Origin of the sequence: Micromonospora sp. MW-13, assembly GCF_003434305.1 — a bacterium.
Classification (GTDB): domain Bacteria; phylum Actinomycetota; class Actinomycetes; order Mycobacteriales; family Micromonosporaceae; genus Micromonospora.
This window is the reverse complement of sequence record NZ_QKKX01000009.1, coordinates 247,132-259,063: the sequence shown is the minus strand read 5'-3', so window position 1 is coordinate 259,063 and position 11,932 is coordinate 247,132. Positions and strand designations below refer to the sequence as shown.

At 76.4% G+C, this 11,932-nt stretch carries 9 protein-coding genes; 6 read left to right on the top strand and 3 right to left on the bottom strand.

What is annotated here, in order from left to right; all coding sequences use genetic code 11:
* Nucleotides 1-2: 2 nt before the first annotated feature.
* From C5N14_RS05290 to C5N14_RS05280, 3 genes are all read right to left on the bottom strand, one after another.
* On the bottom strand, nucleotides 3-1,118 hold the full coding sequence (locus tag C5N14_RS05290) for a glycosyltransferase (RefSeq protein ID WP_117666026.1): 1,116 nt from the start codon (nucleotides 1,116-1,118) through the stop codon (nucleotides 3-5).
* Nucleotides 1,105-2,247 carry a glycosyltransferase gene (locus C5N14_RS05285; RefSeq protein WP_117666024.1) on the bottom strand — a complete coding sequence of 381 codons (1,143 nt, stop codon included), beginning with the start codon at nucleotides 2,245-2,247 and terminating at the stop codon, nucleotides 1,105-1,107. Before C5N14_RS05285 ends, C5N14_RS05290 begins: the two co-directional genes overlap by 14 nt.
* A 157-nt stretch (nucleotides 2,248-2,404) precedes the next feature.
* Entirely contained in the window at nucleotides 2,405-3,676 is a 1,272-nt protein-coding gene (locus C5N14_RS05280; protein WP_117666022.1) for a hypothetical protein, read from the bottom strand.
* 106 nt (nucleotides 3,677-3,782) lie between these two features.
* Between C5N14_RS05280 and C5N14_RS05275 the strand changes: the two genes are divergently transcribed.
* The 6 genes from C5N14_RS05275 (at nucleotide 3,783) to hutH (ending at nucleotide 11,896) form a co-directional block, all read left to right on the top strand.
* Nucleotides 3,783-4,637: a MurR/RpiR family transcriptional regulator gene (locus C5N14_RS05275; RefSeq protein WP_117666020.1), complete on the top strand. Its 855-nt coding sequence runs from the start codon at nucleotides 3,783-3,785 to the stop codon at nucleotides 4,635-4,637.
* Nucleotides 4,638-4,650: 13 nt separating this feature from the next.
* On the top strand, nucleotides 4,651-6,306 hold the full coding sequence (gene hutU, locus C5N14_RS05270; RefSeq protein WP_117666018.1) for a urocanate hydratase: 1,656 nt from the start codon (nucleotides 4,651-4,653) through the stop codon (nucleotides 6,304-6,306).
* Between the two features lie 62 nt (nucleotides 6,307-6,368).
* Nucleotides 6,369-7,559 (top strand): allantoate amidohydrolase, encoded by a 1,191-nt coding sequence (locus C5N14_RS05265; RefSeq protein ID WP_117666913.1) that lies wholly within the window; start codon nucleotides 6,369-6,371, stop codon nucleotides 7,557-7,559.
* 256 nt (nucleotides 7,560-7,815) lie between these two features.
* Nucleotides 7,816-9,171 (top strand): formimidoylglutamate deiminase, encoded by a 1,356-nt coding sequence (locus tag C5N14_RS05260; RefSeq protein WP_117666016.1) that lies wholly within the window; start codon nucleotides 7,816-7,818, stop codon nucleotides 9,169-9,171.
* Nucleotides 9,168-10,370: an imidazolonepropionase gene (gene hutI / locus C5N14_RS05255; RefSeq protein ID WP_117666015.1), complete on the top strand. Its 1,203-nt coding sequence runs from the start codon at nucleotides 9,168-9,170 to the stop codon at nucleotides 10,368-10,370. The genes C5N14_RS05260 and hutI overlap by 4 nt, the downstream gene beginning before the upstream one ends.
* On the top strand, nucleotides 10,358-11,896 hold the full coding sequence (hutH, locus tag C5N14_RS05250; RefSeq protein ID WP_117666013.1) for a histidine ammonia-lyase: 1,539 nt from the start codon (nucleotides 10,358-10,360) through the stop codon (nucleotides 11,894-11,896). The genes hutI and hutH overlap by 13 nt, the downstream gene beginning before the upstream one ends.
* Nucleotides 11,897-11,932: the final 36 nt, after the last annotated feature.

Sequence of the window (11,932 nt, the reverse complement as noted above, 5' to 3'; positions counted from 1 at the left end):
TGTCACCGCCCGGCCGGGCGGGCGTCCGCCGGTACCCCGGCGAGCAGGTCGGCGAGGTGGGCTGTCGCGGTACGCCAGGACCGGCCGCACTCCCCCACCGGCGGCCTGGGCGCGGTCGTCGCCTCGGTCACGGCGTCGACGAGGGCGCGCGGCGTCCAGCTCGTCATCCGGGCCGCCCGCCCGCCGGTGGCCTCGTGCAGGGCCGGATCGGGGGAGACGACCACCGGCGTGCCGAGCCGCAGTGCCTCGGCCGCCGGCAGCCCGTAGCCCTCGAAGTGGCTGGGCATCAGGAACGCGGCGGCGCCGGCGATCGTGGCGGCATACCCGTCCTCGGGGAGCCGGTCCAGGAACAGCACCCGCTCCGTCGCGGCGCAGCGGGCGACGGCGGCCTCGAACTCCGGCACCCGCTGCCCGCCGGTGAGCACCGCGAGCACGTACCCGGGCAGGTCGGGCAGGGCGTCGACGGCGATCTCGACGCCCTTGTGCGCGGCGTGCCCGGTCACCGCCAGGTAGCGCCCGCCGCCAGCGACCCGCGCGGCCAGCGGGGCGGGCAACGGGCCGGGGGCGGTGTCGAGGCTGCTGCCCGGGTGCCAGACCGCAGTGCGGTCGTCGCGGACGCCGTACAGGCCGAGGAGGTCGTGCCGGGTGCGGGCGCTGACGCAGAGCAGCCGCGCGGACCGGCCGATCGCGGTGCCGTAGCTGATCCGCCGGTACTGCCGGACGGCGCCCGACAGCCCGTGCGGCCAGAGCCGGAACGCGAGGTCGTGCACGACCGTGGTGACGGGCAGCCGGCTGCCCCGCACGGCGAGCGACGGGCTCAGCGACAGCACCCTGGTGGCGGGGGCGGCACCCCGGTCGACGCGGCCGGTGACGCCGCGCAGGGCGGTGGCCGCGGACGCGATCGCCCGGGCCCGGTCGGCCGGCTGCCGGCTGACCACCTCGACCTGGACGGCCGGGTCGGTCGGGGGGACGACCCAGTCGGGTGGCGCGGCGACGACCCGGAGCCGCTGCGGGCCGGGCCAGTGCCGGACGACCTCGGTGAGCACCCGGGTGATCCCGCCGTCCCCGACGCCGCTGCACTCGACGACGGTCGTGCCGACCCGCTCAGCCGGACTCATGCGCGACCCACTCGGCCATCCGGGCCGCGAAGCTGTCCCGCCCGAACCCGACCGCGTGTCGGCGGGCCCGGTCGGGGTCGAGCCCGTCGAGCCGTCGCAGCGCTGCGGCGTGGCGGGTCGGGTCCCGCGACGCGACGAGGAACCCCGTCTCGCCCTCCACGACGGTCTCCAGCAGCCCACCTGCGCGCAGGCCGACGACCGGGGTGCCGCACGCCTGGGCCTCGACCGGGATGATGCCGAAGTCCTCGTGCGCGGGGAACAGCAGGGCTCGGGCACCCCAGTACAACTCCCGGAGCCGCTCCCGGCCGGGCCGCGACTCGAACGTCACCGGGACGCGCGCCCGCGCGGCCAGCCGGCGCAGGCGGGCCTCCTCCGGGCCACCCCCGGCGAGGACGAGCGGCAGGCCCGCCTCGGCTGCCGTCGCGATCATCAGGTCGAAGTTCTTGTACGGGATCCACCGCCCGACCCCGAGCAGGTACTCGCGGTTCTGGTTCCGCTCGGCGGCCGGCGGGGCGGCGAAGAAGTCGACGTCGACGGGTGGGTGGATGACCACCGCGTCGCGCCCCCAGTACCGGCGGATGCGGGCCTGGACCTCACGGGAGTTCGCGGCGTAGGCGTGCACGTGTCGACTGAGCCGGACGTCCACCGCCTGCAGGGCCCGTCGTGGCCCGCTCAGCAGCCGCCCCGCGCCGCGCCCGTCGAAGTCGGGGCTCCAGACGTACCGGGCGGGCGAGTGGACGTAGCTCAGGTGCCGCGTCCGCTCGGGCGGACCGAACCGGGCCGTGTGGCCGAAGGCGTGGCTGGAGGAGATCACCACGTCGTACCCGGCGGGACGGGCGGCACGCCAGGCCAGCGGCAGGAACGGCAGGGCGAGGGCCTTGCTGCGGCGCAGCGGCGTCCGGGCCAGCCAGGACTCCCGCAGGCGCAGCCGGTCCCGGGGGACGTCGGACTCGGCCCAGAGCACGAACCGGTCGGCGTGCGGGACCAGGTCGGCGATGGCCAGGAAGACGTTCTCGGAGCCGCCGGCCGCGCTGAACCACTCGTGGACGAGCGCGACGGAGCGCCCGGCCAACAGCGGCGGGCCGACGCTCGGGGCCGGCACGGGGCCGACGTTCTCGACCGCCGTCATGACTTGTCGCCCAACCCGATGCTCCCCAGGGACACGGGGCGCCACCTCGGACCGGGCGCCCACGGATCCGCCTGGACGGGCGGTGTCACACCGGTCCCCCGACGGCCGTGTCCATTAATGACGCCGCCGCAACCGTTGTCAACTCCCGCGACGGCCGTCAGCTGGTGCGCCGCCACAGGTCCCGCAGCGCGTCCCAGTTCCCGCCGACGCCGGCCTCGCAGAGGGTCTCCAGGTAGAGCGCCCCGAGCCCGTCGTCGCGGTCCCACCACACCCCGCAGATCGTCCGGCCGTCGTCACCCTTGAAGGCGTACTCGACGTAGCTGCCGGCGGCCCCGCTGACGCCGCCGGTGGTCCGGGTGGCCTCGCGCAGGCCGGGGGCGAGGGAGCCGCCGGCCAGGTTGAGCTGCTGCCGGTAGGCCCGCGCGGCGTCCTTGGTGGACCTGACGTCGTAGAGGCCGAAGTGCAGGGACAGCCCGCCGTAGCGGCAGAACACGTGCCGCTTCTCGTCCGCCGGCCGCTTCGGCCCACCGACCTCGGTGTCGGCCGCGCAGCCACCCATCCGGGACAGCCAGGGCTCGGCCAGCGGCGCGAGGTCGCCCTCGAACTTGGCCTTGTTGAGGGAGAACTGGTTCGCCTCGAACGGCGCCAGGGTGGGGCTGGTCGAGGGGGCCGGGCCGGGAGCGGCCCCGTCGTCGCCGAGGGTGGTGCCGGCGAACACCCCGGCGCCGCCCGCGACGACCGCCGCCAGCACCACCATCGCGACCCAGAGACCGGTACGGTTGCGCCGGGGCGGCTCCACCGGCGTGATCCGCCGGCCGGGCGCGGAGAACGTGTCGTACGGCGGGGAGCTGCCGGGCGTCGGCTCGGCGGCCGGTGAGAGCGGCGCGCCGGAGACCGGCTGCGGCGTCACCGCCCACGGCTGGGGCACCCAGGGCAGCTGGGGCGGGCCCGACGTCGGCTGCGGGGGCACCGACACCGGCTGGGGCGGCGCCGACGTGGGCAGCGGCGAGGCCGAGACCGGCTGCGGCGCCGCCGAGACCGGCTGCGGCGAGGCCGAGACCGGCTGCGGCGAGGCCGAGACCGGCTGGACCGGGGCCGGCGGGGGTGGCGTGCCGCCCGCCACCGGCCGGTAGTCCATGCCGAGGGTCTGGAACAGCCGGTGCGGCACGCCGGACTCCTCCGGCGGGTAGGCCGCCCAGGGGTGGGCGGCGTAGAAGTCGGCGGCGAGGTAGCGGTGGCCGTCGGCCGCCTGGGCGAGCGCGTTCACCGCGTTCGCGAAGGCCTCCCGCCAGCGCTGGTCCGCCGCCGCTGCGCCGTCCAGCACCACCACGAGCGCGGGCCGCCCCTGACCATCCAGCGCGGACCAGGCCCGGCCGACCTGGCAAGCCCCCATCACCTCGGTGAACCTGTACGGACCGTCCGGCTGCATGTGCCCCACTCCTCTGCTCACCCGCCGTGCGGATAGTACAGAGACAGCGCGACAACGACGGTGCTCACGGGTTGCCTCTGAAAGTTTTGATGCATAGAGTCGCCGCATGAATGAGCCAGGCACCAGCGCGGCATCCGCCGACCGGGTGGCCGACCTGTTCCGGGGCGTCCGGCTCACCCCGACGCAGCGCCGGATCGCGCACAGCCTGGTGCAGCACGCCGCCGCCGCGGCGTACCTCTCCGCGGCCGAGGTGGCCGAGCTGGCCGGGGTCAGCCAGCCGTCGGTGACCCGGTTCGCCGTGGCGCTCGGCCACGACGGGTACCCGGCGCTGCGCCGCCGGCTGCGCGAGCTGGTCGGCGCGGCCCCGGGCGGGGCCTCCGGTGGCGGCAACGAGCTGCAACGCGCCGTCCGGGCCGAGCTGGGCAGCCTGGAGCGGCTGGCCGGGCAGCTCGCAGACCGGGACCGGATCGCCGAGACTGGCAGGCTGCTGGCCGCGAGCCGCCCGCTGCCGGTGCTCGGGCTGCGGGCCGCCGCGCCGCTGGCCGCGTACTTCGCGTACTTCGCGGCCAAGGTGCACCCGGACGTGCGGGTGCTCGACGACGGCGGCAGCCTGCTCACCGACCGCCTGGAGCAGGCCGCCGAGGCCGGGGCGAGCGCCCTGCTGGCGTTCGTGCTGCCCCGCTATCCCCGGGAGACCCTGGACGCGCTGCGCGAGGCGCAGGCCGCCGGGCTGACCGTGGTGGCCATCACCGACTCGCCGGTCAGCCCGGCAGGCGAGCACGCCGAGGTGGTGCTCGCCGCCGCCGTCGGCACCGACCTCGTGTTCGACCTGCACACCGCCCCGATGACCCTGGCGATGGTGGTGCTCCAGGCCATCTGCGACGCCGCGCCCGCCGAGACGCAGCGCCGGCTGGAGGCGTTCGAGTCCTCCGCCGCCCGTCGCCAGTTGTTCCTCGGCTGAGAGGAGACCCGAGATGCCCGAGCCCGTCCGCGCCGCCCGAGGCGCCACGCTGACCGCCCGGGGGTGGCCGCAGGAGGCCGCCCTGCGGATGCTGATGAACAACCTCGACCCCGAGGTGGCCGAGCGGCCGGACGACCTGGTCGTCTACGGCGGCACCGGGAAGGCCGCGCGGGACTGGCCGTCGTACCACGCGCTGGTGCGCACGCTGACCGACCTGCGGGACGACGAGACGATGCTGGTGCAGTCCGGCCGGCCGGTCGGCGTGCTGCGCACCCACGAGTGGGCGCCCCGGGTGCTGCTGGCCAACTCCAACCTGGTCGGCGACTGGGCCACCTGGCCGGAGTTCCGCCGCCTGGAGCAGCTCGGCCTGACCATGTACGGGCAGATGACCGCCGGGTCGTGGATCTACATCGGCACCCAGGGCATCCTCCAGGGCACGTACGAGACGTTCGCCGCCGTCGCCGCGAAACGATTCGGTGGAAGCCTGGCCGGGACGCTGACGCTGACCGCCGGCTGCGGCGGGATGGGCGGGGCACAGCCCCTCGCGGTGACCATGAACGGCGGCGCCTGCCTCATCGTCGACGTGGACCGCACCCGGTTGGACCGCCGGGTGCACGACCGTTACCTCGACGAGGTGGCCGACTCCCTCGACGACGCGGTGGAGCGGGCGCTCGCCGCGAAGCGGGACCGTCGGGCGCTCAGCGTCGGCGTGGTGGGCAACGCCGCCACCGTCTTCCCCGAGCTGCTGCGCCGGGGCGTGCCGATCGACATCGTCACCGACCAGACCAGCGCCCACGACCCGCTTTCGTACCTGCCGGAGGGGGTGGAGCTGGCCGACGCCCGGGACTACGCGAAGGCGAAGCCGGCCGAGTTCACCGACCGGGCCCGGGCGTCGATGGCCAGGCACGTCGAGGCGATGGTCGGCTTCCTCGACGCCGGGGCCGAGGTGTTCGACTACGGCAACTCGATCCGGGGCGAGGCGCGCCTCGGCGGGTACGAGCGGGCGTTCGACTTCCCCGGTTTCGTGCCGGCGTACATCCGGCCGCTGTTCTGCGAGGGGAAGGGCCCGTTCCGCTGGGCGGCGCTCTCCGGCGACCCGGCCGACATCGCCGCGACCGACCGGGCGATCCTCGACCTGTTCCCGGAGAACGAGTCCCTCGCCCGGTGGATCCGGCTGGCCGGCGAGCGGGTCGCCTTCCAGGGCCTGCCGGCCCGGATCTGCTGGCTCGGCTACGGCGAGCGGGACAGGGCGGGGGTACGGTTCAACGAGATGGTCGCCTCCGGCGAGCTGAGCGCGCCGGTCGTCATCGGCCGGGACCACCTGGACTGCGGCAGCGTGGCCAGCCCCTACCGGGAGACCGAGGCGATGGCCGACGGCTCCGACGCGATCGCCGACTGGCCGCTGCTCAACGCGCTGGTCAACACCGCCAGCGGGGCGTCCTGGGTGTCCATGCACCACGGCGGCGGGGTCGGCATCGGCCGGTCCATCCACGCCGGCCAGGTCTGCGTCGCCGACGGCACCACGCTCGCCGGGCAGAAGATCGAACGGGTGCTGACCAACGACCCGGCGATGGGCGTGATCCGGCACGTCGACGCCGGCTACGACGCCGCCCGCGAGGTCGCCGACCACACCGGCGTGCGGGTGCCGATGGCGGAGGGCCCGGCGTGACGGCGGGCCACGCAGGCCGCGCAGGCCACGCGGAGCACGCAGACCTCGCAGAGCTCGCAGACCTGGCCGGCCGGTTCCGGGCGCTCTGGGACTCCATCGCCCCGGTCGGCCGGGACCCGGGCAGCGGCGGCTACCTGCGGTACGCGTTCACGGAGCCGGAGCTGGCGCTGCGCGACTGGTTCCGGGCGCAGGCCGCCCGCCGGGGCATGCCGGTCACCGCCGACGGCAACGGCAACCTCTTCGCCCGCTGGGGCGACCCGGACGCCGGGGACGCCGTGCTGACCGGCAGCCACTTCGACTCGGTGCCGCACGGCGGCGCGTACGACGGGCCGCTCGGCATCGTCAGCGCGTTCCTCGCCGTCGACGAGCTGCGCGCCGCCGGGGCCACCCCGGCCCGCCCCCTCGTCGTGGCCGCCTTCGCCGAGGAGGAGGGGGCCCGGTTCGGCGTACCGTGTCTGGGGTCCCGGCTGCTCACCGGCGCGCTCGACCCCGGCCGCGCGGCCCGGCTGCGCGACGCCGACGGGGTGAGCCTGGCCGAGGCGCTGGGCGACCGGCCCGCGGGCGCCCGCCCCGACCTGCTGGGCGGGTTCTCGTGCTTCGTGGAGCTGCACGTCGAGCAGGGCCGCGCGCTGGTCGAGCGGGACGCGCCGGTCGCGGTCGCCAGCGCCATCTGGCCACACGGTCGCTGGCGCTTCGACTTCCACGGCGAGGGCAACCACGCCGGTACGACCCGGATGGCCGATCGCCGCGACCCCATGCTCACGTACGCGTTCACCGTGCTCGCGGCGAACAAGGAGGCCCGGCTGCGCGGCGCGCACGCCACGGTCGGCCGGGTCCGGGTCGAGCCGAACGCCACCAACGCGATCCCGTCGAGGGTGACCGGCTGGCTGGACGCCCGCGCGGCCGAGCCGGACACGCTGACCGGCCTGGTCGACGCGGTGCGCGCCAGGGCCGCCGAGCGGGCCGGTCGGGACGGCACCGAGGTCACCCTCACCGAGGAGTCGGCGACCCCGCTGGTCGCCTTCGACGGCGGCCTCGGCGGGCGGCTGGCGGCGCTGCTGGGCGCGCCGGTGCTGCCCACCGGGGCGGGTCACGACGCCGGGGTGCTGGCCGGGCACCTGCCCACCGCGATGCTGTTCGTGCGCAACCCGACCGGGGTGTCGCACTCCCCCGCCGAGGCGGCCACCGACGCCGACTGCGCCGCCGGGGTGACCGCCCTGGCCCGGGTCCTCGAAGAGCTGACGTGCGGATGAGCATGCGGATGAGCAGGCGGGTGAGCGGGTGGGTCGGGGGTGGCCGGCGCCGGGGCTCTACGCCGCCTTCGCCCGGCTCGACCTGTTCGGCCCGGGGCCGGCATGCCCCGGCGGGCCCTTTGGAGCTGATGTCACGAACGAATCGGCGGCACCGCGACCGGCCGACGTCGCCTGCGTTCCCCCGCCGTCCCGACCGGCCGATATCGCGGACGGCACCGATGTCACGAACGACTCAGCTCCAAAGGGGGTGGAAGAGATGACCGGGACCCGCTGGCTCGCCGAGTACGCGTGGCTGCCCGACCGGGCCGAGCCCACCGCCGACGTGCTGATCGAGGCCGAGGACGGCCGGATCACGGCCGTCACCCCGCTCGGCGGCACGGGCACGCCCACCGCCGGGGTGGAGGTGCTCGGCGATGCCACCCGGCTGCCCGGGCTGACCCTGCCCGGGCTGGCCAACGCCCACTCGCACGCGTTCCACCGGGCGCTACGCGGGCGCACCCACGCCCGGGGCGACTTCTGGAGCTGGCGGACCGCCATGTACGACGTGGCCGCCCGGCTCGACCCGGACAGCTACCTGGCCCTGGCCCGGGCCTCGTACGCCGAGATGGCGCTGTCCGGCGTCACCTGCGTCGGTGAGTTCCACTACCTGCACCACGGCCCCGACGGCACGCCGTACGCCGACCCGAACGCGATGGGAGCGGCGCTGGTCGAGGCCGCCGCGCAGGCCGGGATCCGGCTCACCCTGCTCGACACCTGCTACCTGACCGCCACGGTGGACGGCGAGCCGCTGGCCGGGCCGCAGCGGCGGTTCGGCGACGGCGACGCGCAGCGCTGGGCCGACCGGGCCTCGGCGTTCACCCCGGGCAGGGCCCACGCGCTGCTCGGGGCGGCGGTGCACTCGGTCCGCGCAGTGCCGGCACAGCAGCTCGCCACCGTGGCCGGCTGGGCCGACCGGCGCGGGGCGCCGCTGCACGTGCACCTGTCCGAGCAGCCCGCCGAGAACGACGCCTGCCGGGCCGCGCACGGCCGCACGCCGGCCCGGCTGCTGGCCGACCACGGGGTGCTCGGCCCGGGCACCGTCGCCGTGCACGCCACCCACCCCACCAGCGCCGACGTGACGCTGCTCGGCGACACCGGCACCGGGGTCTGCCTCTGCCCCACCACCGAACGGGACCTCGCCGACGGGATCGGGCCGGCCCGCCGGCTGGCCGAGGCGGGCGTCGCGCTGAGCCTGGGCAGCGACAGCCACGCCGTGGTCGACCTGTTCGAGGAGGCCCGCGCGGTGGAGCTGGACGAGCGGCTGCGCACCCGCCGCCGCGGCCACTTCACCCCGGCGGAGCTGCTGGTCGCGGCGACCGCCGCCGGGCACGCCGCGCTCGGCTGGCGCGACGCCGGCCGGATCGCCGTCGGCGACCGCGCCGACCTGGTCACCGTGCGGCTGGACAGCGCCCGCACGGCCGGGGTGCCGCCGGTGGGGGCGTTCTTCGCGGCGACCGCCGCCGACGTCGCCTCGGTCGTCGTGGACGGCCGGCAGGTGGTCGCCGACGGGCGGCACCTGAGCGTGGACGTGCCGCGCGAGCTGCGTACGGCGATCGAGGCGGTGACCCGGTGAGCAGCCTGCTGGTCGACAACATCGGTGAGCTGGTGACCAACGTCGCCGGCACCGGCGACGGCAGCCCGCTCGGACTGCGCCGCGACGCGGCTCTGCTGGTCGAGGAGGGGCGGATCGCCTGGATCGGCCCCGCCCGGTACGCCCCCGCCGCCGACCGGCGGATCGACGCCGAGGGGGCGGCGGCGCTGCCGGGGTTCGTGGACAGCCACGCCCACCTGGTGTTCGCCGGGGACCGGGCCGCCGAGTTCGCCGCCCGGATGGCCGGCCAGCCGTACACCGGCGGGGGCATCCGGACCACGGTCGGCGCGACCCGGGCGGCCTCCGACGACACGCTGCGGGCCACCGTGCGCCGGCTGGTCGGCGAGACGATGCGGCAGGGCACCACCACGATCGAGATCAAGAGCGGGTACGGGCTGACCGTCGCCGACGAGGCCCGGTCGCTGCGGATCGCCGCCGAGGTGAGCGACGAGACGACGTTCCTCGGCGCGCACGTCGTCCCCGCCGAGTACGCCGACCGCCCCGACGACTACGTGGGGCTGGTGTGCGGGCCGATGCTCGCCGCCGCCGCCCCGTACGCCCGCTGGGTGGACGTGTTCTGCGAGCGGGGCGCGTTCGACGCCGACCACGCCCGGGCCATCCTCACCGTCGGGCAGGCGGCCGGGCTCGGGGTGCGGCTGCACGCCAACCAGCTCGGCCCCGGGCCGGGCGTACGGCTCGGGGTGGAGCTGGGGGCGGCCAGCGTCGACCACTGCACCCACCTCGACGACGCGGACGTGGCCGCCCTCGCGGGCTCGACCGCAGCCGACGGGTCGGGGACGACCACCGTCGCGACGCTGCTGCCCGGGGCGGAGTTCTCCACCCGCTCGCCGTACCCGGACGCGCGCCGGCTGCTCGACGCCGGCGTCACCGTGGCGCTGGCCACGGACTGCAACCCCGGGTCGTCGTACACCTCGTCGATGCCGTTCTGCGTGGCGCTCGCCGTCCGCGAGATGCGGATGACCCCGGCGGAGGCGGTCTGGGCCGCGACCGCCGGGGGCGCGCGGGCGCTGCGCCGCACCGATGTCGGGGTGCTGCGGCCCGGCGCCCGGGCCGACCTGACCATCCTCGACGCGCCGTCGCACCTGCACCTGGCCTACCGGCCCGGTGTCCCACTGATCCGCCAGGTTCTGCACAACGGAGTGCCGCAATGTCGATCGTGACCGTCCAGCCCACCGGGATCTCCCCCGCCGACGTGCTCGCCGTGGCCCGCGGCAGCGCCCGGGTCGCCCTCGACCCGGCCACCGTGGACGCGATGGCGACCAGCCGGTCCATCGTGGACCGGATCGAGGCCGCCGGCCGGCCCGTGTACGGCGTCTCCACCGGCTTCGGGGCCCTCGCGAACACCTTCGTCGCGCCGGAGCGGCGCGCGGAGCTCCAGCACGCGCTGATCCGCTCGCACGCCGCCGGGGTGGGCGCGCCGATGCCGCGCGAGGTGGTCCGGGCGATGATGCTGCTGCGGGTCCGCTCGCTGGCGCTGGGCCGCTCCGGGGTCCGCCCGCTGGTCGCCGAGGCCCTGGTCGACCTGCTCAACCACGACGTCACCCCGTGGGTGCCGGAGCACGGTTCGCTCGGCGCGTCCGGCGACCTGGCCCCGCTGGCGCACTGCGCGCTGGTGCTGCTCGGCGAGGGCTGGGTGCTCGGCCCGGCCGGCGAGCGGATCGACGCCGCCGACGCGCTGCGCGGGGCCGGGCTGACCCCGGTGGAGCTGGCCGCCAAGGAGGGGCTGGCGCTGATCAACGGCACCGACGGCATGCTCGGCATGCTGCTGCTGGCCATCAACGACGCGGCGCACCTACTCGCCATGGCCGACGTGACGGCCGCCCTGGCCATCGAGGCGATGCTCGGCTCGGAGCGGCCGTTCCTGCCGGAGCTGCACGCCATCCGCCCGCACCCCGGCCAGTCGGTGTCGGCGGCGAACATCCACCGGCTGCTCCAGCGCTCGGCGGTGATGGACTCGCACCGCGACGACCTGGCGCACGCCGTGCAGGACGCGTACTCGATGCGCTGCGCGCCGCAGGTCGCCGGCGCGGCCCGGGACACCCTGGACTTCGTCCGGACCGTGGCCGACCGGGAGCTGGTGTCCGTGGTGGACAACCCGGTGGTGCTGCCGGACGGCCGGGTCGAGTCGACCGGGAACTTCCACGGTGCCCCGCTCGGCTTCGCCGCCGACTTCCTGGCCATCGCCGCCGCCGAGGTGGGGGCGATCGCCGAGCGGCGGGTGGACCGGCTGCTCGACGTGACCCGGTCCCGGGAGCTGCCGGCGTTCCTCTCCCCCGACGCCGGGGTCAACTCCGGGCTGATGATCGCCCAGTACACCGCCGCCGGGATCGTCGCGGAGAACCGCCGGCTGGCCGCCCCCGCCTCGGTGGACTCGCTGCCCACCAGCGGGATGCAGGAGGACCACGTCTCGATGGGCTGGGCGGCGACGAAGAAGCTGCGCATCGTGCTGGACAACCTGACCAGCCTGCTCGCGGTGGAGCTGCTGGCCGCCGTGCGCGGGCTCCAGCTACGGGCCCCGCTGACGCCGTCGCCGGCCGGCCGGGCGGCGCTGGCCGCGCTCGGCGAGGCGGCCGGGGAGCCGGGGCCGGACGTCTTCCTCGCCCCGCTGATGGAGGCGGCCCGGGCCGTGCTGGCCGGGCCGGAGCTGCGGGCGGCGATCGAGCGGGAGGTCGGCCCGCTCGGTTGACCGCGCGGGGGTGGCGGGGCCGGGCAGCCGGCCGGC

What these genes read in the sequence shown, in the direction of transcription:
- C5N14_RS05290 (WP_117666026.1), bottom strand. Translation starts at nt 1,118, where the DNA reads ATGAGTCCGGCTGAGCGGGTCGGCACGACCGTCGTCGAGTGCAGCGGC.
- C5N14_RS05285 (WP_117666024.1), bottom strand. Translation starts at nt 2,247, where the DNA reads ATGACGGCGGTCGAGAACGTCGGCCCCGTGCCGGCCCCGAGCGTCGGC.
- C5N14_RS05280 (WP_117666022.1), bottom strand. Translation starts at nt 3,676, where the DNA reads ATGCAGCCGGACGGTCCGTACAGGTTCACCGAGGTGATGGGGGCTTGC.
- C5N14_RS05275 (WP_117666020.1), top strand. Translation starts at nt 3,783, where the DNA reads ATGAATGAGCCAGGCACCAGCGCGGCATCCGCCGACCGGGTGGCCGAC.
- hutU (WP_117666018.1), top strand. Translation starts at nt 4,651, where the DNA reads ATGCCCGAGCCCGTCCGCGCCGCCCGAGGCGCCACGCTGACCGCCCGG.
- C5N14_RS05260 (WP_117666016.1), top strand. Translation starts at nt 7,816, where the DNA reads ATGACCGGGACCCGCTGGCTCGCCGAGTACGCGTGGCTGCCCGACCGG.
- hutH (WP_117666013.1), top strand. Translation starts at nt 10,358, where the DNA reads ATGTCGATCGTGACCGTCCAGCCCACCGGGATCTCCCCCGCCGACGTG.